The 22,264-nt window shown below is 64.4% G+C and carries 18 protein-coding genes; 9 read left to right on the plus strand and 9 right to left on the minus strand.

Translation table 11 applies throughout. From position 1 onward, the window contains the following. Position 1: 1 nt before the first annotated feature. The 9 genes from pheT to map form a co-directional block, all read right to left on the minus strand. Positions 2–2,434 (minus strand): phenylalanine--tRNA ligase subunit beta, encoded by a 2,433-nt coding sequence (gene pheT, locus AC0L58_RS11375; protein ID WP_473683442.1) that lies wholly within the window; start codon positions 2,432–2,434, stop codon positions 2–4. A 101-nt stretch (positions 2,435–2,535) separates the two neighbouring features. Then, entirely contained in the window at positions 2,536–3,531 is a 996-nt protein-coding gene (pheS, locus tag AC0L58_RS11380; RefSeq protein WP_473683444.1) for a phenylalanine--tRNA ligase subunit alpha, read from the minus strand. Positions 3,532–3,672: 141 nt separating this feature from the next. Further along, complete coding sequence (gene rplT / locus AC0L58_RS11385; RefSeq protein WP_007804486.1) at positions 3,673–4,032, minus strand: 50S ribosomal protein L20; 360 nt, start codon at positions 4,030–4,032, stop codon at positions 3,673–3,675. Positions 4,033–4,049: 17 nt separating this feature from the next. Next, entirely contained in the window at positions 4,050–4,244 is a 195-nt protein-coding gene (gene rpmI, locus AC0L58_RS11390; protein WP_473683446.1) for a 50S ribosomal protein L35, read from the minus strand. A 272-nt stretch (positions 4,245–4,516) separates the two neighbouring features. After that, entirely contained in the window at positions 4,517–5,041 is a 525-nt protein-coding gene (gene infC / locus AC0L58_RS11395) for a translation initiation factor IF-3 (RefSeq protein ID WP_473688708.1), read from the minus strand. Between the two features lie 45 nt (positions 5,042–5,086). Further along, positions 5,087–6,988 (minus strand): threonine--tRNA ligase, encoded by a 1,902-nt coding sequence (gene thrS / locus AC0L58_RS11400; protein WP_473683448.1) that lies wholly within the window; start codon positions 6,986–6,988, stop codon positions 5,087–5,089. A gap of 495 nt (positions 6,989–7,483) precedes the next feature. Next, the gene (locus AC0L58_RS11405) at positions 7,484–7,933 is read right to left on the minus strand and encodes a CopD family protein (protein ID WP_473683450.1); all 450 of its coding nucleotides are present in this window, start codon (positions 7,931–7,933) and stop codon (positions 7,484–7,486) included. Between the two features lie 61 nt (positions 7,934–7,994). Then, a complete protein-coding gene (gene glnD, locus AC0L58_RS11410) occupies positions 7,995–10,643 on the minus strand; it encodes a [protein-PII] uridylyltransferase (protein ID WP_473683452.1) in 2,649 nt (882 codons plus the stop codon). Positions 10,644–10,804: 161 nt separating this feature from the next. Then, positions 10,805–11,569, minus strand: a complete 765-nt coding sequence (gene map / locus AC0L58_RS11415; protein WP_473683454.1) for a type I methionyl aminopeptidase — start codon at positions 11,567–11,569, stop codon at positions 10,805–10,807. 315 nt (positions 11,570–11,884) lie between these two features. On the opposite strand from map, the gene rpsB reads away from it, so the two are divergent. From rpsB to bamA, 9 genes are all read left to right on the plus strand, one after another. Further along, the gene (gene rpsB, locus AC0L58_RS11420; RefSeq protein ID WP_473683456.1) at positions 11,885–12,733 is read left to right on the plus strand and encodes a 30S ribosomal protein S2; all 849 of its coding nucleotides are present in this window, start codon (positions 11,885–11,887) and stop codon (positions 12,731–12,733) included. Between the two features lie 106 nt (positions 12,734–12,839). Beyond that, positions 12,840–13,721: a translation elongation factor Ts gene (gene tsf, locus AC0L58_RS11425; protein ID WP_473683458.1), complete on the plus strand. Its 882-nt coding sequence runs from the start codon at positions 12,840–12,842 to the stop codon at positions 13,719–13,721. Between the two features lie 213 nt (positions 13,722–13,934). Further along, positions 13,935–14,651 (plus strand): UMP kinase, encoded by a 717-nt coding sequence (pyrH, locus tag AC0L58_RS11430; protein ID WP_473683460.1) that lies wholly within the window; start codon positions 13,935–13,937, stop codon positions 14,649–14,651. An 89-nt stretch (positions 14,652–14,740) separates the two neighbouring features. After that, positions 14,741–15,298, plus strand: coding sequence for a ribosome recycling factor (frr, locus tag AC0L58_RS11435; protein WP_473688710.1), 558 nt, complete (start codon positions 14,741–14,743; stop codon positions 15,296–15,298). 139 nt (positions 15,299–15,437) lie between these two features. After that, a complete protein-coding gene (uppS, locus tag AC0L58_RS11440; RefSeq protein WP_473683462.1) occupies positions 15,438–16,175 on the plus strand; it encodes a polyprenyl diphosphate synthase in 738 nt (245 codons plus the stop codon). Between the two features lie 9 nt (positions 16,176–16,184). Further along, complete coding sequence (locus AC0L58_RS11445; RefSeq protein ID WP_473683464.1) at positions 16,185–17,003, plus strand: phosphatidate cytidylyltransferase; 819 nt, start codon at positions 16,185–16,187, stop codon at positions 17,001–17,003. A 12-nt stretch (positions 17,004–17,015) separates the two neighbouring features. Then, positions 17,016–18,191, plus strand: a complete 1,176-nt coding sequence (locus tag AC0L58_RS11450; RefSeq protein ID WP_473688712.1) for a 1-deoxy-D-xylulose-5-phosphate reductoisomerase — start codon at positions 17,016–17,018, stop codon at positions 18,189–18,191. Positions 18,192–18,227: 36 nt separating this feature from the next. Next, positions 18,228–19,574 carry an RIP metalloprotease RseP gene (rseP, locus tag AC0L58_RS11455; protein ID WP_473683466.1) on the plus strand — a complete coding sequence of 449 codons (1,347 nt, stop codon included), beginning with the start codon at positions 18,228–18,230 and terminating at the stop codon, positions 19,572–19,574. Positions 19,575–19,767: 193 nt separating this feature from the next. After that, positions 19,768–22,185: an outer membrane protein assembly factor BamA gene (gene bamA, locus AC0L58_RS11460; RefSeq protein ID WP_473683467.1), complete on the plus strand. Its 2,418-nt coding sequence runs from the start codon at positions 19,768–19,770 to the stop codon at positions 22,183–22,185. Positions 22,186–22,264: the final 79 nt, after the last annotated feature.

The raw sequence follows: 22,264 nt of genomic DNA on the forward strand, positions 1-22,264 counted from the left end.
CTCATCCTCGCAGTTTCCCCTGACATATCTGCTCCAACGCATTCACCGCTTCGCGCACCCAGCGATCCGCGTCGTCATCCGTAAGCGTGCGCGAAGCGTCCTGTAAAATCAAGCCCATAGCGAGACTCTTTCGGCCCGCTTCGACACCTTTGCCGCTGTAACGATCAAACAGGCGCAGCTCTTTCAGCCGCCCCGCCAGCGTGCTGCGAACCGCTTTCTCGATCTGTGACCAGCTGACGGTTTCCGGCAGATCCATGGCGATATCGCGACGTACGGCGGGGAAGCGGGGAATTGCAGTCGCTTGCGGCAGGCGACGGGCCAGCATGGGCTCGAGCGCCACTTCGAGCACATGGACATCGGCACCCAGGCCCAGGTCCTTGGCGAGCTGCGGATGCAGCGCACCGAGATAGCCGACGGTTTCGCCATCTCGTGCTACCCGTGCGCCACGTCCCGGATGCAGCCAGCTCGGCAGGCCGTCGCTGTGCATGGTCCATCGCTGAGGCTCGCCACCCCAGCTGATCAAGGCATCGAGATCGCCTTTGAGATCATGGAAGTCCAGCGCCCGCGCCGGCTCGCCCCATTGTTCCGCGCGCGCGTTGCCGCAGGCCACGATGGCGAGGCTGGGTGTTTCCACCGGCGGATCACCGGCGGATCGAGGAGCGCGGTCAGGCATGGCCGATGTTTCGGACAGGGACGCGTCTTGCCTGAACACGCGAGCGAGCTCGAACAGACGTACGCGATCCTGCTGGCGCGCGCGGTTGTGGCGCAGGGATTCGATCAGGCCCGGCAGCAACGATGGCCGCATCACGGCCAGGTCGGCCGACAACGGATTGGCCAGCGGCACCAGTCGTTCACGGAAGCCCCAACGGGTCAAAAGATCCGCCGCCACGAACGACAGGTTCACTGCTTCGTAATAGCCGCGGGCCGCGAGCTGTTCGCGCAAGGCCAGTTCACCGATCCGCGCCTCCGGCTCGATCGCCAGCGTCAATGCGCCGGTCGGCGTGGCCGTGGGGATGTTGTCGTAGCCGAAGATGCGGGCGACCTCCTCGATCAGGTCCTCCTCCCGCACGATGTCGAAGCGACTGCTCGGCGCAGTGACTTGCCAGCCATCGGGCGTCACCACCACCTGCATGCCCAGCGCAGTGAAGATGCGTGCGACCTCGGCATCAGCCACCTCGACGCCCAGCACGCGCCTGAGCCGGGCACGGCGCAGCGTCACCGCAGTCGGTGCCCGCAGGTCGGCCAGGTTCTCCGCGACCAGCACCGGCCCCGCTTGCCCCCCGACAATCGCCAGCAGCAGTTCGGTGGCACGCTCCAACGCGCGTCGTGGCAGCTCCGGGTCCACGCCGCGCTCGAAGCGATGCGAAGCATCCGTGTGCAAGCCAAGCTTGCGTGCACGCCCCATGATCGCTGCCGGCGCGAAATGCGCGGACTCCAGGAAAATGCTGCTGCTGGCGTCGGTGACCCGCGAGTCGTAACCACCCATGACGCCGGCCACGGCCAGGCCCTTCTTTTCATCGGCAATCAGCACGAAGCCCGGGTCGAGCTTGGCCTCGGCACCGTCGAGGGTCTTCAGCGTCTCGCCCGCTTGCGCGTGACGCACCACGATGTCGCCCTCGAGCGCGTCGTTGTCGAACGCGTGAAGCGGCTGACCCAGTTCCAGCATCACGTAATTGGTGACATCGACCACGGCGCTGATCGGATGCAGGCCGGCGCGACGCAGGCGTTCAGCCAGCCATAGCGGCGTGCGCGCTGTCGCATCGATGCCTTCGATGATGCGGCCGAGATAGCGTGGTGCATCCTTGCCTGCGTCCAGGCGAATGCCGCGACGGGCCTCGCTGGTCACCGGCGCAGCCGCTTGTGTCGATACTTTCACCGCGCTGCCGAACAAGGCCGCCACGTCATGCGCCAGACCCAGCATGCCCAGGCAATCCGGCCGGTTCGGCGTGAGGTTCAGTTCGATGCTGGCATCGGGCAGACCCAGATATTCGGCCAGCGACTGGCCCACCGGTGCGTCCAGCGGCAACTCGAGCAGGCCCGACGCATCGTTGTCGATACCCAATTCCTTCGCCGAGCACAGCATGCCCGACGATTCCACGCCGCGCAGCCTTGCCGCCTTGATGGCGATACCACCGGGCAACGTGGCCCCGACCGTCGCCAACGGAACCTTGATGCCGACGCGCGCGCTCGGTGCACCGCAAACGATCTGCAGCGGCGTGCCCTGCCCCGCGTCAACCGCGCACACCTGCAGGCGATCGGCTTGCGGATGTTTCTCGGCAGCGACGATCTCGGCCACCACCACACCGTTCAGGTCATCGCCCAGCGGCGTGAGCTCTTCGACTTCCAGCCCGGCCATGGTCAGGGCATGCGCCAGCGCGGCGCGGTCCGCCTTGATCTCGACCAGTTCACGCAGCCAGTTTTCGGAGAATTTCATGGATTGAAGTCCGGGATTCGGAATTGGGATTGGGGATTCGGAAAAGCGAGGAATCGAGGCTCTTGCGAATCCCGAACCCCCAATCCCGAATCCCGCGCTTCTCAGGCAAATTGTTTCAGGAAGCGCAGGTCGTTCTCGAAGAATGCGCGCAGGTCGGAGACGCCATAGCGCAGCATCGCAAAGCGCTCCACGCCCAGGCCGAACGCAAAACCGGTATAGCGCTCCGGATCGATGCCGCAATTCTTCAGCACGTTCGGATGCACCATGCCGCAACCCAGCACTTCGAGCCAGCGCGAGCTGCCGTCCTCGGCCACCCAGCGGATGTCCACTTCGGCCGAGGGCTCGGTGAAAGGGAAGTGGCTGGGGCGCAGGCGCATCTCGAAATCGCGCTCGAAGAAGGCGCGCACGAATTCGCCCAGCGTGCCCTTGAGATCGGCGAAGCTGGAAGTCTCGTCCACGAGCAGCCCCTCGATCTGGTGGAACATCGGCGAATGGGTCTGGTCCGAATCGCTGCGGTAGACCTTGCCCGGCGCGATGATCCGGATCGGCGGCTGGCGACCGGCCATCGCGCGGATCTGCACCGGCGAGGTATGCGTGCGCAGCAGGCGCCCGTCACCGAAGTAGAAGGTGTCATGCATCGCGCGCGCCGGGTGGTGCGGCGGAAAGTTCAGTGCCTCGAAGTTGTGCCAGTCATCCTCGATTTCCGGGCCGTCGACGCGCTGGTAACCCAGCCGCGAAAAAATGGCGGCGATGCGCTCCAGTGCCCGCGTGATCGGATGGATGCCGCCACGTTCACCGTCCCGACCGGGCAGCGAGATGTCGATCGTCTCGGAGGCCAGCCGACGATCCAGTTCGCCCTGCTCCAGTACCGTCTTGCGCGCAGCGAGCGCATCGGCGAGACGCTGCTTGACCAGGTTCACCTCGGCACCGCGCGCCTTGCGCTCGTCCGGCGCCAGCGCGCCCAGCGTTTTCAGCGCAGCGGTAACGATGCCGCTCTTGCCCAACAGGCCCACGCGCAGCGCGTCGAGCGCCTCCAGCGTGTCGGCCTTGTCGATATCGGCCAGCGCCTGCGCGGCGCGGCTGTCCAGATCGTCCATCGATGCGATTCCCACTGAGGACCCACAGAAACGAAAACGGGGAAGAGGCTTTGGCCCCCTCCCCGCGAACGTTCGCTCTTTTGAAGAGTGCGGCCATGGATGACCGCTCTTGATCTACGCGATCAAGGATGAGCGCACAAACTACGCCGCCAGACTGGCCTTCGCTTTCTCGGCAATCACGCCAAAAGCCTTGATGTCGTGCACGGCGATATCGGCCAGCACCTTGCGGTCCACCGTGATACCGGCCTTGGACAGGCCATTGATCAGGCGGCTGTAGGACAGGCCGAACATGCGGGCCGCCGCATTGATGCGGACGATCCACAGGGCACGGAACTGGCGCTTGCGCTGTTTGCGGCCGATGTACGCGTACTGGCCAGCCTTGATGACGGCCTGGTTGGCAACGCGGAAGACCTTGCGGCGGGCATTGTAGTAACCCTTCGCGCGACCGATGATTTTCTTGTGACGACGACGGGCGGTAACGCCACGCTTTACACGAGCCATGGTTTATCTCCTCGTCTTCAATAGGGCAACATGCGAGCAACACCCGGGACGTCACACGCCTTCAGGTGGTTCTTGGCACGCAGGCTGCGCTTCAACTTGGTCGACTTCTTGGTCAGGATATGTGACCGGAAGGCATGGCCGCACTTGATTTTGCCCGACGCGGTCTTGCGAAAACGCTTCGCAGCCGCCCGGTTTGTCTTGATCTTGGGCATGGGTAGTTCCTTGTATGGAGCTGATCCGGTCTGGACCGCTCCGGTTTCTGACTGATCTGGCGGTGGCCCGGGGGACCACGCTTTCCGTCCTGCCACGATCGGTGCACGACCCATCCGGCGGGTCGAACCGGCGATTATACGGAGTTCCCCACCCCGATACCAGTAGGAGCGCACCCTGTGCGCGATTGCCCTTGTTTCGGAACGCCGAACCATTTCCAGAGCCATCGCGCACAGGGTGCGCTCCTACCAAACGCGACGCCGCAGGCGCCGGCCTATTTCTTCTTCGGTCCGATCATCATGACCATCTGGCGACCCTCAAGCCGCGGATACGACTCGACCTGACCGTTGTCGCCCACATCTTCCTGGATCTTGCGGGCCAGGTTCTGGCCCAGATCCTGGTGCGACATTTCGCGACCGCGGAAGCGGATGGTGACCTTGACCTTGTCGCCCTCTTCCAGAAAGGCGAGCATCTTGCGCAGTTTGATCTGGTAGTCACCGATGTCGGTGACCGGGCGGAATTTCACTTCCTTGATCTCGACCTGCTTCTGCTTCTTCTTGGCGGCCTGGGCCTTCTTCTGGGCCTCGAACTTGTACTTGCCGTAATCCATGATCCGGCAGACCGGTGGGTCGCCGTTCGGTTGGATTTCGACCAGGTCCATGCCGGCGTCCTGTGCCAGTGCCAGCGCCTCGTCACGGCTCAGAATGCCAAGCTGCTCGGAATCCGCGCCAATGACACGTACCCGCGGCACACGGATTTCCTGATTGCGACGATTGCCCTTGTTGTCGGTGGTTGCGATACCACGATCCTCCAGAAGAAGTAATGAAAAAGGCCGCTCGACGCCCTAGCGTCGCGTTTCGGCCCCGAGTCGTTCGACGAAATCGGCCAGCGCCATGCTGCCCAGATCCTCGCCGGAACGGGTACGCACAGAAACATTGCCTGTCTCTTTCTCGCGGTCACCGACCACGAGCAGGTACGGCACTTTCTGCATCGTATGTTCGCGGATTTTATAGCCGACTTTCTCGTTGCGCAAATCCGATTGTACCCGGAAACCTTTGTCGACAAGGGTTTGCGTCACCTGCGCGACGTAATCGGCCTGCGCGTCGGTGATGTTGAGGACCACCGCCTGCACCGGCGCCAGCCAGGGTGGCAACAGCCCGGCATGGTGTTCGATCAGGATGCCGATGAAACGCTCCATCGAGCCCACGATGGCCCGGTGCAGCATCACCGGATGCTGCTTGTGCGACTGCTCGTCCACATATTCGGCGCCAAGCCGTTCGGGCATCATGAAATCCACCTGCATGGTGCCGACCTGCCAATCGCGGCCGATGGAGTCCTTCATGTGGTACTCGATCTTGGGACCGTAGAAAGCCCCTTCGCCCGGCAGTTCGGTCCACGTCACGCCAGCCGCAGCCAATGCTCCACGCAGCGCAGCTTCGGCGCGATCCCACACGCCGTCGTCACCGATACGCTGCTCCGGGCGCAAGGCCAGGGCCACGTCAATGTTTTCGAAGCCGAAGTCGGCGTAAACCTGCATGGCCTGCTGATGGAAGGCGGTGACCTCCGATTCGATCTGTTCAGGCGTGCAGAAAATGTGGCCGTCGTCCTGCGTGAACGCACGCACGCGCATGATGCCGTGCAGCGCACCCGAGGGTTCGTTGCGGTGGCAGCCACCGAATTCGCCGTAGCGCAATGGCAGGTCACGGTAGCTGCGCAGGCCTTCGTTGAAGATCTGCACGTGGCCGGGGCAGTTCATCGGGCGCAACGCGAAGGTGTGCTTCTCCGACTCGGTGAAGAACATGTTCTCCTTGTAGTTGTCCCAGTGCCCGGACTTCTTCCACAGCGACACGTCCAGCACCATCGGGCAACGTACTTCCTGGTAACCGCTGGTGCGGTACACATTGCGCATGTATTGCTCGACCTGCTGCCAGATCGCCCAGCCGTTGGGGTGCCAGAACACCATGCCGGGGCTCTCTTCCTGCTGGTGGAACAGGTCCAACTGCTTGCCGATCTTGCGGTGGTCGCGCTTTTCCGCCTCTTCCAGCTGAAACAGGTACGCCTTCAGGTCCTTGTCGTTGAGCCACGCGGTGCCATAGATGCGGCTGAGCATCGCGTTGTTAGAATCGCCGCGCCAGTAGGCGCCAGCCACCTTCATCAGCTTGAACGAATGCAGCTTGCTGGTGTTCGGCACGTGCGGGCCGCGGCACAGGTCGGTGAACTCGCCCTGTGAATACAGGGAAAGATCCTGATCGGCCGGAATGCCCTCGATGATCTCGGCCTTGTAGTGTTCGCCGAGGCCCCGGAAGAACGCCACCGCCTCGTCGCGCGACTTCACGCTGCGCGTCACCGGCAGCTTTTCGTCGACGATCTTGTGCATTTCGGCTTCGATTTTGGGCAGGTCTTCGGGCGTGAACGGACGCTCGTAGGCAAAGTCGTAGTAAAAGCCGTTTTCGATCACCGGCCCGATCGTGACCTGCGCGCCGGGAAACAACCGCTGCACCGCCTGACCCATCAGGTGCGCTGTGGAGTGGCGCAGGATTTCCAGCGCCTCGGGGCTTTTTTCGGTGACGATCTGCAGGCTGGCATCCCGTTCAATCGGGAAACTGGCGTCCACCAGTTGGCCATCGACCTTGCCGGCCAGGGTGGCCTTGGCCAGGCCGGCGCCGATCGAGGCGGCCACGTCCTGCACCGTAACAGGATGTTCAAAAGGCTTCTTGCTGCCGTCGGGGAGAGTGATCTGGATCATGTTCGATTACCGGCACGCCGCTGCGGCGTACATTGCTGGAAAGTCTGTCGGGGAGATCCGATGTCCCCTGCCCGTGCCATGGACGGAAAAGTCGAATCCAATAAAAAAGGGCGCCACGCGCCCCCGGATGCCTCGGCGCGAAGAGCCAGCTTCAGAAAGTCGTAGTGTCCATGTCGCACTCTCGGCCGGCAGTTGCCTGCGGGCCACCTTGGTCGGTCGCGGATAGCGAAAAGCTAGCCCGGCGCGCCGGCGGTGTCAACGCCAGTGCGCCGCAGGACTGGATAGAAGCTGCTCGGAAGCACGAACCGGGGCTGACCTCGGAAAGGCATTCCATGAAGCTGTCACCAACCATGACGCCACGAACGCGAGACGCGCGAATTATCAACAGTCTGCGCTGCCACTTCGCCATTGCCGCGAAACGGGGAGCAACGAAACGACATCCGCTTTGCTCGCATCAGGGATGTCGGAGAGTGCCTGACAACGGACGCCACGTGTTCAGAACGGCTTGGCGATCACCAGGTAGATCACGCCGAACAACAGCAGCACCGGCAACTCGTTGAACCAGCGCAGAGTGCGCGCGGCGGGCAGTGCACCGCCATTGATGCTGCGCTTGAGCATACGGCCGGCCCACACGAAATACACGAAAAGCAATGCCACCAGGGTGAGCTTGGCGTCGATCCAGTGGGTACCGGCGGTGACGTGTGGCAGCGCCGTGGGAAATACGCGCCAACCCTGCCACAAGGCCAACCCGAAGACGAAGGCGATGCCGAACATGTTGTGGCCGAACTTGTACAGGCGACGCCCCATCAACTGCAGTCGCGCCTGCACCGCGGGCTCGCCCGAAGCCTCCGCCAGGTTCACCAGGATGCGCGGCAGATAGAACACGGTGGCCATCCAGGCAATCACGAACAGCAGGTGCAGCGACTTGATCAACAGGTAGGTCATGACGAAAATAGGTGGCCGCTGCGCAGCGCAGCGGTCGGCATGATAACGCGATGCGCCGGTATCACTCCCGCTCGGGACCCACGCGCGCAAGCAAGGCTTGCAGCAATCGTTCCTGTCGCGCCGCATCGAGCGGTGCATTGTGCCGGTCGGTGAGCTGGAAGAAGTCCTCGACACGTTCGCCGAACGTGGCAATGCGCGCGTCGTGCACACGCACGTCCTCGCTCACCATCACCTGCGCCACGGCTGCCAGCAAGCCGGGCCAGTCGGTGCCCACCAGCGCCATCTGGGTGCGTTCGCCAGCGGCATGAAAGCTGATCTTCGGCGTCATCTGGAAGTGCTTCTGGTGACGCGACAAATTGCGCTTGCTGGGCTGCACCCCGTCCGACAATGCCAGGGCACGCTGCAGGCGCTGCTGCAGTTCTTCGGCGCGCGCCGCGCTGGCCGGCTTCTGACTGTCGGCCTCCAGCAACTGGAAGGTATCCAGCGCCATGCCCGTCGGCGAACTGAGGATGCGCGACTCCATCACCCAGAAACGCAGGCGGTCCAGCACCGCCGTGACGGTGGCAAACAGGCCGTCACGATCCGGCGCATAGACGAACAGTTCGGTGCTGCCGCGCACCGACAGCGGCTGCACCGCCACCAACGGCAGCTTGCCCTGCGCACGCAGGATCTCCGTCGTCTGCCAGGCGATCTGCTCGGGACGGTGACGCAGGAAGCTGAGCTGGGGAAATTCGCTCCAGACACGCTCCACCTCCGCTTCGGAAAAATCATCATCCCGCAGCAGGGCCAGCGCATGCTCCTGACACTCGCGCATCCGCACGCCCGCATCGAGCGGCAGTTCCACATCGCTACGCAGGGCATAGCGAGTCGCCGTGTAGAGATCGGAGAGCAGGCGGTCCTTCCAGCCGTTCCACAACCGCGGACTGGTGCCGATGATGTCGGCGATGGTCAGCAGATACAGTTGGCTGAGCCGTTCCCGTTCGCCCACCAGCTCGGAAAAGCGGTGCACCACTTCGGCGTCGGTGATGTCCTGGCGCTGGGCGGTGGTGCTCATCAGCAGATGGTGACGCACCAGCCAGGCCACCCGCTCGATGTCACCCGCAGGCAGCCCGAGGCGCGCGCAGAATTCACGTGCATCCTGCTCGCCAAGCACCGAATGGTCGCCGCCGCGGCCCTTGGCGATGTCGTGGAACAAGGCCGCCAGCAACAGGATTTCCGGCTTCGGCAACTTGCCCCAGATCTCGCAACCCAGCGGAAACTCGGCACGGGCCGCCGGGTCGGCGAAACGCGCCATGTTACGCAGGACGCGCAGGGTATGTTCGTCGACCGTGTAGACGTGGAACAGGTCGTACTGCATGCGCCCGAACACTTTCCCGAACGCGGGCAGGATCGCGGCCAACAGACCGTGCCGGTTCATCCGCCACAACGCTTCCACCGCCGGGGCGCCGCGCCGGAGCAGACGCAGGAACGCTGCCAGCACCTCGTCATCCTGGGCCAGCAAGCCGCCGTGGGCATCCGTGGCCTGGTGGATGCGCCGCATGGTGTTGGCGCTGAAACCGGCCACGCCCGTCTGGTCGAGCCGGGCAATGAATATCTCGACCAGGGCCGCAGGTCGCTGCATGAACAACTCCGGATCGCGCGCGGCCAGGCGCGTGCCGTAACGCACGAAGTCGGTGCCTACCGGCTGTTCTTCGCCGGGCGACTCCAGCATTTCCTCGAAGCGTTCGGCCACCTGCACGCCGAGTCGCTCGACCTGGCTGGCCGCCCGGTAGTAGCCCTGCATGAATTGCTCGACGCCAAGATTCTTGGCGTGTTCGTCCTCGAAGCCCAATCGCTTCGCCAGGCCTTGCTGATAGTCGAACAGCAAGCGCTCCTCGGCTCGGCCGGCTTCCAGATGCAGGGCATAGCGGTAGCGGCGCAAGGTCGACTCGGCCTGCTCCAACTGGGTCTGTTCGGCCGGGTCCAGCAGACCCTCGGCGACCATTTCGGAAAGATCGCCCGCCTGCGCCAGCCGCCGGCCCATCCAGCGCAACGAATCCAGCGTGCGCAGCCCACCGGGACCGTCTTTGAGATTCGGCTCCAGGTTGTAGGCGGTGTCGTCAAAACGGGCGTGCCGCGCATTGCGCTCGGCCAGGCGTGCGGCGAGATACTCACGCGGCGGCCACAGCGCCGGATCATCGACGATGGCGCGCAGCTTGGCATCGAATGCCGGGTCGCCGGCCAGCCGCCGCGCATCCAGCAGACTGGTGAACACGCTGGCATCGTGCGCGGCCAATTCCCGGCACTGTTCCGGCTCGCGCACCGCGTTGCCGACTTTCAGGCCGATGTCCCACAAGGTGGCGAAAAACTGCTCCAGCGCACGCAGACGCGCCGGCTCCGGTGCCGTCGCCAGCGCCAGCAGATCCACGTCGGAACAGGGAAACAGCAGGCCTCGTCCGAAACCGCCTACCGCGAACAGCGCGGTATCGGTGACCTCGCCCAGACACGCCATCCAGACGTGGGCGACCACCGCTGACACCGAAGCGCCACGCCGCCGCGCGAGTTCGCCGGCATCAGCGCCGTCGCGGAACGCGGTGGCCAGTGACCGGTCGACGTCGCCAAGCAGCTGACGCAGTGCGCGGCGCGCGTCCTTCGATACGCCGGAACGGGGCACGGCCACCGGCAGACGCGGCAAGGGTGGCAGGACAAGCGTGGCGGTTGCTGGCGACATGACGTCAGAGGCCTGTATCGGTAGTAACTCGCGCGCGGGTGATGCGTTAGGCCGGGAATCGGGAATCGGGAATCGGGAATCGGGAATCGCAGCAGCCTGAAGACACCAACGATGGCGACAGCGCAGCCCGGCAGCGGGCTGCTGCCCGCGTCCCGGATCAATCAGGCATCGGGCCAGGGCGTGAGGATCTCGAAACCGTCATCGGTCACCGCCAAGGTGTGCTCCCATTGTGCCGAGAGCGAGTGATCCTTGGTCACCACGGTCCAGCCGTCAGGCAACTGGCGGGTCTGCGGCTTGCCGGCGTTGACCATCGGCTCGACCGTGAAGGTCATGCCCTTCTTCAGCTCGATGCCGGTGCCGGGCTTGCCATAGTGCAGCACCTGCGGCTCGTCGTGGTAGATCTTGCCTATGCCGTGCCCGCAGTACTCGCGAACCACTGAAAATCCCGCCGCTTCGGCATGCTGCTGGACGGCATGACCGACATCGCCCAGGGTGGCACCCGGGCGCACCGCGCGGATGCCGCACATCATCGCCTCGAACGTGGTATCGACCAGCCGTTTGGCCAGTACCGACGGGGTGCCGGCGACGTACATGCGGCTGGTGTCGCCGTGCCAGCCATCCTTGATCACGGTCACGTCGATATTGACGATATCGCCGTCCTTGAGCACCTTGCCTTCATTGGGTATGCCATGGCAGATCACATGGTTGACCGAGGTGCACAGGGTCTTGGGAAAGCCGTGGTAACCCACGTTGGCGGGGATCGCCTTCTGCACATTGACGATGTGCTCGTAGGCGCGGCGATCAAGCTCCTCGGTGGTGACGCCGGGCTTGACGTACTCCTTGAGCATGGCCAGCACTTCGGCCGCGAGCTTGCCGGCGACACGCATGCCGTCGAGGTCTTGGGGGGATTTCAGGGTAATGGCCATGGATTCCACTCATATGGCGGCGCAATTCCCTGGAATCCAGTGACTTGCCGCGCTGCCGGCGAACCGGCTACAATTTCGGAGTTTTGCTGATCTGACGTCGCCGTTTCGACGATCTGCCAGCGCAAAGCGAACGGGGATTGTAGCGCCGAGCGGTACAACACCCCAAACCAACGCCACACACGTATCGGCACCGCCTTCGGGGTGCTGCGCCTTGCCCACCACTTGAATCGGGCCAGTCGCGGTCGAAGCCGGGGATGCGTGGAGGTCCCAACCCCCAGGTTCCCTCCAAGGGAGCCGACAATCGGAGTTACACCCATGGCACAAGTCACCATGCGTCAGATGCTGGAAGCCGGCGTCCATTTCGGTCACCAGACCCGTTACTGGAACCCCAAGATGGCACCGTACATCTTCGGCGCCCGCGGCAAGATCCACATCATCAACCTCGAAAAGAGCCTGCCGCTGCTCACCGACGCGATGAATTTCCTGTCGGGCATGGCGCAGAAGCGCGGCACCATCCTGTTCGTCGGCACCAAGCGTTCGGCCCGTGAGCCGTTGGCCGAAGAGGCAGCGCGCGCCGGCATGCCGTTCGTCACTTCGCGCTGGCTCGGCGGCATGCTGACCAACTTCCGCACCGTGAAGCAGTCCGTGTCACGCCTGAAGGAGCTGGAAGCGGCCGAGACCGATGGCAGCTTCGACAAGCTGGTCAAGCACGAAGTGCTGGCCCGTCGCCGCGAGCGCGACAAGCTGCAGGCCTCGCTGGGTGGCATCAAGGACATGAATCGTCTGCCCGACGCGCTGTTCGTGATCGACATCGGCCACGAAGACATCGCCGTGCAGGAAGCCAAGAAGCTCGGCATTCCGGTGGTCGCCGTGGTCGACACCAACTACAACCCGGACCTGGTCGACTACGCCATTCCGGGCAACGACGACGCGATCCGTGCGATCCAGCTGTACGCCCGCGCCGCCGCCGACGCCATCCTCGAAGGCAAGGCCGCCGCGCCTGCCGCCGCCCAGGGTGACGGCAACGACTTCGTCGAGCTTGACGAGGAAGGCAACCCGGTGGCCAAGGTCGACCGTCCGCGCCGCGAAGCCGCACCACGCAAGGCTGCCCCGCGCCGTGACGGCGGCCGTGGTTCGCGCGACGGCGCTCCCGCCGCCAAGTAAGCGCCGCGGCGGCGGTCACTGACCCCGCCGCCAGGCCCTGCTTCAAGTTCAACGCGCGACAGCGTTCAGTCGCTGTCGCGCATTCCAAAGCATTGGAGAATTACCGATGAGCAACATTTCCGCCCAAATGGTGAAGGAGCTGCGCGAGCGGTCCGGCGCCGGCATGATGGAATGCAAGAAGGCCCTGGTCGAGAACACGGGCGACATCGACGCCGCGATGGAGTGGCTGCGCAAGTCCGGCCTGGCCAAGGCCGACAAGAAAGCCAGCCGCATCGCCGCCGAAGGCCGGGTCGTGGCCGCCCAGGACCACGGCAAGGCCGTCCTGGTCGAGATCAACTGCGAAACCGATTTCGTCGGGAAGGACGCCAGCTTCCTGAAGTTCAGCGACGCCGTCGCCGACGTGGCCCTGAAGTCCGGCGCCGCCGATGTCGAGGCCCTGAAGGCTGCATCGTTCCCGGGCGGAGGCACCGTCGAAGAGGCCGCCAAGTCGCTGGTCGTCACGGTCGGCGAGAAGATCGACGTGCGCCGCATGGCTCGCGTGGAGAGTGACGGCGTGATCGGCAGCTACATCCACGGCGGCCGCATCGGCGTGCTGGTGGCGCTCACCGGCGGTTCCGAAGACCTGGCCAAGGGCATCGCGATGCACGTGGCCGCCATGAACCCCGCGCACATCCGTGCCGAGGACGTGCCGGCCGAGTTCATCGCCAAGGAAAAGGAAATCGCGCTGAGCGTGATGTCCGACAAGGACAAGGCCAAGCCGGCCGAGATCCTCGAGAAAATCATCACCGGCAAGATCCACAAGATCGTCTCCGAAGTGACCCTGCTGGGCCAGGCCTATGTGCTGGACACCAACATGACCGTGGCCGACGCGCTGAAGAAGGAAAGCGCCGACGTGACCTCGGTTGTCCGTCTCGCGGTTGGCGAAGGCATCGAGAAGGCCGAAGAGGATTTCGCCGCCGAAGTGATGAAGCAGGCAGGCCTGCGGTAATCCGAAGTACCGGCCATCGATGGCCGGCCTTCAAGCAAGATCCAGGTACTGCATACGAAGGGCCACGGGAAACCGTGGCCCTTGTTGTTTTGCAGGCCGTGGGGGCCAGGCTTCGCGGACATGCATTTCCCGGCTGTTCCGGCCGACTCTTCGTTCAAGAGCGCCGCGCTGGGCTACAATGCGCCGGTTTGCCCCACATAATCCGGAGACCTCATGAGCGACCAGCCCACGTACCACCGCATCCTGCTCAAGCTCTCCGGTGAGGCGCTGATGGGCGATGCCGACTACGGCATCGATCCGAAGGTGATCGGCCGGCTGGCCGACGAGATCATCGAGGTGCAGCGCACCGGCGTGCAGATCGGCATCGTGATCGGCGGTGGCAACATCTTTCGCGGCGCCGGCCTGGCTGCCGCAGGCATGGACCGCGTCACCGGCGACCACATGGGCATGCTGGCCACGGTCATGAACGCACTGGCGATGGCCGACGCGATCGAGAAGCGCGGCGGCTACGCGCGCGTGATGAGCGCGATCCAGATCCACGACGTCGCCGAGGACTACATCCGCCGCCGCGCGATCCGCCACATCGAAAAGGGGCGCATCGTGCTGCTGGCCGCCGGCACCGGCAATCCGTTCTTCACCACCGACTCGGCCGCTGCCCTGCGCGCCGTGGAGATCGGTGCCGACCTGGTGCTGAAGGCGACCAAGGTCGACGGCGTGTACACCGCCGATCCGGCACGCGACGCCAACGCGACGCGCTACGAGGAGCTGACCTACAGCGACGTGATCCAGCGCAACCTGCAGGTGATGGATACCGCCGCCATCGCGCTGTGCCGTGACCACGGCATGCCGCTGCGCATCTACAACATGACCGTGCCGGGCAACCTGATGCGCATCATGCGCGGCGAGTCGGTCGGCACCCTGGTCCACTGATCCTCGCCTGCCGAAGCCGGCTCTGCCGGCAGGCGAAGCGACTGCCACTGCTATACTTGAACGTTGCCAGATCCACCGGGAATAAATACATGCTCAACGACATCAAGAACGATGCCCGGACCCGCATGGGCAAGAGCATCGAATCGCTCAAGCACGACCTCACGCGGATCCGCACCGGCCGTGCCAGCACCACCTTGGTGGACCACATCAAGGTGTCCTACTACGGCACCGACACCGCGCTGTCGCAGGTCGCCTCGGTATCGCTGGCGGACGCGCGCACCATCCTCATCACGCCATGGGAGAAAACCATGGTGGCGCCGATCGAGAAGGCCTTGATGGCCTCCGACATCGGCATCACGCCGACCACCGCCGGCACGGTGATCCGCCTCAACATGCCGGCACTCACCGAAGAGCGCCGCAAGGAGCTGGCCAAGCTGGTCGGCCACGAAGGCGAGAACGCCAAGATCGCGATTCGCAATGTGCGCCGCGACGCCTTGCAGCAAGTAAAGGATCTGCTCAAGGAAAAGCTGATCACCGAGGATGACGATCGCCGCTTCGACGACGAAATCCAGAAGCTGACCGATGGCGCCGTCAAGGATGTCGATGCCGTCGTGAAGGCCAAGGAAGAGGAGCTGATGGCCCTTTGATGATGGATCGGCCGGGAGCCATTGACGTCCACGCACCCGCGCAGCCTGTCGTGGCGAATCCGCACGTGACCCCGGCCCTGTTGTCGTTCCCCGGCGTGATCGGGCGGAATGCGGTGCCGGCTCGTGGAACACGCAGCCGATGACGAACAGCATCGACAGCGCCCGGGTACCGCGTCACATCGCCATCGTGATGGACGGCAACGGACGTTGGGCAAGAGCGCGGCATCGCCCACGCAGTTTCGGCCACAACGCCGGCCGCAAGGCGGTGCGGGAAACGGTCGAGGCCTGCCTGCGCGAGGGCGTGCAGGTCCTCACCCTGTTCGCGTTCTCCAGCGAGAACTGGCAACGACCGGAGGACGAGGTCGGGGCGCTGATGGGATTGTTCCTGCGCGCACTGGACAAGGAAGTGGACGAATTGCACGGTCACGGCGTGCGCCTGCGCTTCATCGGTGACCTGGCCGCCTTCGACGCGCCGCTGCGCGAGCGCATGCGGGCAGCGATGGCGCATACCGCGGGCAATGACACCCTGCACGTGAACGTGGCGGTGAGCTACGGCGGCCGCTGGGACATCGTGCAGGCCTGCCGCCAGGCTGCCGCGGCCGTGGGCCGCGGCGAGCTGAAGGCCGACGAGATCAGTGAGGCGCGACTGGGCCAATGGATGAGCCTGGCCGAACTGCCACCGCTGGACCTGTTCATCCGCACCGGAGGCGAACGCCGCATCAGCAATTTCCTGCTGTGGCAGGTCGCCTACGCCGAGCTGTACTTTACCGACACCTTGTGGCCCGATTTCGACCAGGCTTGCCTGCGCGAGGCCATCGATGACTATGCTCGCCGGGAGCGCCGCTACGGCCGCACCAGCGAGCAGGTCGCCACCTAGAGGATTCCCATGCTGCTTCAGCGCATTCTCACCGCCCTGGTGCTCGCGCCGCTGGCGATCCTGATCATCCTGCTGCCGGACACCGGCATTTTCGGAGCGATCGTCGCCCTGGCCTTTCTCGCCGCATGGTGGGAATGGGCGCAATTGAGCGGACTCAAGAACCTCGCCGGTCGCATCGTGCTGCTGGTCATGGCCGCCACTGCGTTTGTACTGCTTTGGCTTGCCCAGGACACGGCCTGGACGCCATGGCTGCTGGCTGGTGGCGTCGCGTGGTGGATCGTGGCGTGCCTGTGGCTGCGTCATTTCGCGTTTGCCGCCGCACCGACTCGCGAAAACCTCGCGCTGAAGCTGATCGCCGGCGCGTTCGTGATCTTCCCGACCTGGGTCGCACTGACCAGCATCCATGCCCGGGTGCCGCACGGCCATTGGTGGACCTTGCTGGCGCTGGTGATCGTGTGGGCCTCTGACATCGGTGCGTACACCAGCGGCCGCACGTTCGGCAAGCGCAAGCTGGCGCCGCAGATCAGCCCGGGAAAGACCTGGGCCGGCGCGTACGGCGCCATGGTGGCCGGGGTGCTGGTGGCCGAGCTGGGTGGCTGGCTGCTCGGCGTCCGTGGCGCCGCCTTGCTTGGCCTGGCCTTATTGGCGGCGATCACGGTGGCCGTCTCGATTGTCGGCGACCTGATCGAGAGTTTGATGAAGCGGCATGCCCAGGTGAAGGATTCGGGCAGCATCTTTCCCGGTCACGGTGGCCTGATGGACCGACTGGACAGCGTGTTTGCCGCGCTGCCGATCTTCGCCGCCGGCCTGCTGCTGCTGGATCTCTAGAGCCTGCTCATGATGCACAAGGTTGCCGTCCTCGGCGCCACTGGTTCGATCGGTGGCAACACGCTTGACGTGATAGCGCGCCACCCGGAGCGCTTCCGCGCCACGGTGCTCACCGCACACCGCCAGGTCGAAGCGCTGGTCGCCCTGTGCGCCCAACACCGGCCGGACCTGGCAGTGATTGCCGACGCAGCGCTGGAAGCGGAACTCTCGCGCAGACTGGCAGCCGCCGGCGTGCGTTGCGAAGTGGCCAGCGGCCCGGCGGCCCTGACCGCCGCCGCGGCCGGCAGCCTGTGTGACACCGTGGTCGCCGCGATCGTCGGCGCCGCCGGGCTGGAATCCACCCTGGCCGCCGCCAGCAGCGGCAAGCGCCTGCTGCTGGCGAACAAGGAATCCATCGTGATGGCCGGCCCCCTGCTGTTGCAGGCCGTGGCCGACGGCGGCAGCACGTTGATCCCGGTGGATTCCGAACACAACGCCATCTTCCAGTGCCTGCCGGGTGGCCGCCCGGAGCTGGACAGGAGCGGTGTCCGCCGCCTGATACTCACCGCCTCGGGTGGACCGTTTCGCGGTCGTTCGCGTGCCGAGCTGGCCGAGATCACCCCGGACCAGGCCTGCAAGCATCCAAACTGGGTGATGGGCCGCAAGATCTCGGTCGACTCGGCCACCTTGATGAACAAGGGACTCGAAGTGATCGAGGCGCACCATCTGTTCGGTGCGCCAGCCGACGCCATCGACGTGGTGGTCCACGCGCAAAGCATGATCCATTCGATGGTCGAATATGTCGACGGTTCCGTTCTGGCCCAGTTGGGCAACCCGGACATGCGCACGGCGATCGCCCATGCGCTGGCCTGGCCTGAACGGATCGAATCCGGCGTGGCGTCACTGGACCTGGCCGCCTGCGCGCCGCTGCAGTTCGAAGCCCCGGACCTGGCCACCTTCCGCTGCCTGGCACTGGCCTATCAGGCGCTCCGTGCCGGCGGCGACGCCCCGGCCGTGCTGAACGCCGCCAACGAGGTCGCCGTGGAGGCATTCCTGGCCGGCGCGCTGCCGTTCCTGTCGATTGCGGACGTGGTCGACAGCGTGCTTGCGGAACTGCCGGCGCAAGCTGTGGTCGATATCCAGACCTTGCTGCAGCGCGATCAGATGGCCCGCGAAGCAGCCCGGCGCGTGTTGCGCAGTGCTTGCTGATATTCTTGCCCAGATGACTTTCCGCCCCGGTACTTGATGACTTCCTTTTTCGGCTCGGTGTTCTGGTTGCTGGTGACGCTTGGCGTACTGGTGACCTTCCATGAATTTGGCCACTACTGGGTCGCGCGCCGCTGTGGGGTGAAGGTGCTGCGCTTCTCGGTCGGTTTCGGCAAGGCCATCTGGAAGCGCGTGGGCCGCGATGGCACCGAATACTGGATCGCCGCAATTCCGCTGGGCGGCTACGTGAAGATGCTCGACGCGCGCGAAGGCGAAGTCGATCCAGCCTTGCGTGACCAGGAGTTCACCGGCAAGTCGGTATGGAAACGCATCGCCATCGTGGCGGCCGGACCGGGTTTCAACGTGATCTTCACGATCGCGGCGCTGTGGCTGATGTTCATGCTCGGACGCAGCGATTTCGCACCCATCGTGACGGCCGCGCCGCAAAGCATCGCCGCCGAAGCCGGAGTCCAGCCGGGCGATCGCATCCTCAGCGTGAACGGACGCGACGTCTCCACCTGGAGCGACTCGATGGAGACCATCGGCAACGCCCTGCTGGCACTGACCCCGCTGCCGATGACCGTACGCCAGCCCGATGGTCAGGTGCGCCAGTTGACGCTGCCGCTGGACCGGTTGCCTGCCGGCAAACCGATCGACCAGTACTTCAAGCAGCTCGGCCTCACCCTGGCGCCACCGCCGGCGATTGCCGGCACGGTGAAGGCGGGCCAGCCGGCCGCGCTGGCCGGCATCCAGGGCGGCGACCGGATCGTCAGCGTGAATGGGCAGCCGGTGACGGATTTCGACAGCCTCGGCCAGCTCGTGCAGAGCGCCGCCGCAAAGTCGCCCCGACTGACTATCGCCGTGCAGCGCGATGGCCGACCGCTGAACATCGACGTCACCGCCAAGTGGGAATCGCTGGCTGGCCAGCCGGCAAAATGGATGCTTGGCGTTTCTCCGCCCCGGCCGGAACCCGCCACCGTCCAGTACGGCCCGATCAGGGCGCTTTCAGCCGCGCTCGCCACCACTTGGCGCAATACCCGGCAGACCTTCAGCATGATCGGCAGCATGCTCGACGGCCACGCCTCGACCAAGAACATCTCCAGCGTGATCGGTATCGCGCAGTACGCCAACGCGTCAGCGAGCATGGGACTGGCCTGGTTCCTACAGTTTCTGGCGATGGTCTCGCTCAGCCTGGCAATCCTGAACCTGCTGCCGATCCCGGTTCTGGATGGCGGGCACCTGCTGTATTATCTGATCGAACTGGTCAAGGGCAGCCCGGTCAGCGAGCAGGTCATGGTCGTAGGCCAGTACATCGGACTGATGCTGCTGTTCAGTCTGGTCGGGTGGACGCTTTACAACGACATTCAACGTACCTTGCTGTCGTGACGCGGACCGCCCTCGACCTCGACCCGGCGACGACCTGTCAGCCAGCACCAGTCGCACTCGATCGCGCTGGCCTGGCCGGCGGTGTATTCGCGGGACGCGGTCTTTTTTTCGCGACAGGGCTCGCCCCTGTCGCATGCGTTGATCGGAGCGGCCGCGCAGGCTGCTCCATCGAAATAACCCAACGGAATCGACGATGAAGCGTATCGCCGCGCTGATCCTGCTTGCCTCCCTCACCGCCAATGCGTTTGCATTCGAGCCCTTCGTGGTCTCGGACATCCGCATCGACGGTCTCAGCCGCATTTCCGCAGGCACGGTATTCAACTACCTGCCGGTGAACAAGGGAGACCGGCTCACCAATGCCGAGGCACAACGCGCGATCAAGGCGCTGTACCAGACCAAGTTCTTCAGCGATGTGGAACTCGATCGCGACGGCAACATCCTGGTGATCAAAGTGACCGAACGGCCGTCGATCGCCAAGTTGACCATTCGTGGCAACAAGGACATCAAGACCGACGACCTGAAGAAGGGACTCAAGCAGACCGGCATCGCCGAAGGTGAAACCTTCGATCGGCTGGCGATCGACAGCGTGCAGCAGGAACTGATCCGGCAGTACTACAACCGCGGCAAGTACAACGTGTCGGTCGACCCGCACGTCACCCGGCTTGATCGCAACCGCGTCGCCATCGACATCGAGATCCGCGAGGGCAAGGCGGCCAAGGTCCGGGAGATCAACATCCTCGGCAACCACGCCTTCACCGACAAGCAGATCCGCAGCGATTTCGAATCGGGCACGCCGAACTGGCTGTCCTGGTACTCCAAGAACGACCAGTATTCCCGCGAGAAGCTTTCCGGCGACCTGGAAAAGCTGCAGTCGTATTACATGAACCGCGGCTACGCGGATTTCGGCGTGGACTCCACCCAGGTGACCATTTCGCCGGACAAGCGCAACATGTACATCGATGCCAGCATCAAGGAAGGCGACATCTACAAGGTCAGCGACGTCCACCTGCTCGGCGATCTGGTCTTGCCCGAGGCGACGATGCGTCGACTGGTATTCGTCAAGGATGGCGACATCTTCAACCGCGGCGCCATCGAAAACAGCAGCAAGGCGATCAAGGCCGTGCTCGCCAATATCGGCTATGCCTATGCCAAGGTCACGCCGATCCCGAAACTCGACAAGGAAAAGCACACGGTCGACCTGACCATGTACATCGAGCCGGGCCAGCGCGTGTACGTGCGCCGCGTGATCTTCCAGGGCAACACCAAGACCGAAGACAACGTGCTGCGTCGTGAAATGCGTCAGCTCGAGGGTTCGATGTACTCGCAGGCCGCGATCGACCGTTCCAAGATCCGCCTGCAGCGACTGGGCTACTTCAAGACTGTCGACATCGACAAGAAGAAGGTGCCCGGCACCGAGGACAAGGTGGATGTCACCGTCAAGGTCGAGGAGCAGTCTGCCGGCAGCGTTCAGTTCGGCGTGGGCTACTCGCAGTACGCCGGCCTCATCCTGAACGCCTCGCTGAGCCAGAACAACCTGTTCGGCAGCGGCGACAGCTTCTCCGTGAGCGGTTCGCGCAGCACCTACCAGACCAGCTTCGGGGCCAACTATTTCAACCCGTACCTGACCGACAACGGCATCGGTATCGGCTACAGCGTCAACTATTCGAAGACCGACTACGGCAACCAGGATTTCGCCAACTACAGCACCAGCGCCAAGGGCTTCTCCACCTACCTGGGCATTCCGATCAGCGAAACCGATGGCGTGCGCGTCGGCCTGGGCATCAGCAGCAACAAGGTCAACCTGATCCCGAACTACAGCCCGCAGCAGCTTATCGACTACCAGAACCAGATCGGCAACAAGACGATCCATTCCTGGACCGGCACTCTGGGCTGGAACCACGATACCCGCAACGGTTACTGGGCGCCGACGCGCGGTGGTCTGTTGTCCGCCTCGACTGAAATCGCGTTGCCCGGCTCGACCGTGCAGTACTGGAAGCTGACTGCCGAGGCCAACCACTACTGGCCGGTCGGCAAGGGCTTCGTGCTGTATCTCGATGGCCAGGTCGGCTACGGCAAGACCTATGGCAGCAACGGCATCGACGACACCCAATTCGCCGCGCTCAAAGCAGCCACCGAAGCCGCGCGGCCCGGCTACGTGATGCAGGACATGCGCCAGGACTTCCCGTTCTTCGCCAACTTCTTCTCCGGCGGCGTGCGCGACGTGCGCGGTTTCCAGGACAACACGCTGGGGCCACGCGTCTGCATCGATGGCAGCGTGCCGGCAGCCAACGGCCAATGCTCGCTGGGCTACTACGCGCAGCCCATCGGCGGCGCATTCAAGGTGCTCGGCACCGCCGAGCTGTACCTGCCGTTGCCCTTCCTGAAGGACGTCAACACCGCCCGCGTGTCGCTGTTCACCGACGTCGGCAATGCGTACAAGAACTACCAGAGCTTCGACGCCAGCACCCTGCGCGCGTCCGCCGGCGTGTCGGTGCATTGGCAGGCGCCGATCGGCCCGCTGATCATCAGCCTGGCGGTGCCGTTCCGCTCGCAGGCCGCAGACAGTCACTACGAGGAGCGGATCCAGTTCACCTTCGGCAGCCAGTTCTGAGCACTGTCCGCGCGCCCTGATGCAGCGGGCGCGACGGGCGGGCGTGGCGCTGCCACGCCTGCCCGCTCCCGTGGGGGCG

It is taken from the genome of Rhodanobacter sp. G2-10 (genome assembly GCF_055809185.1).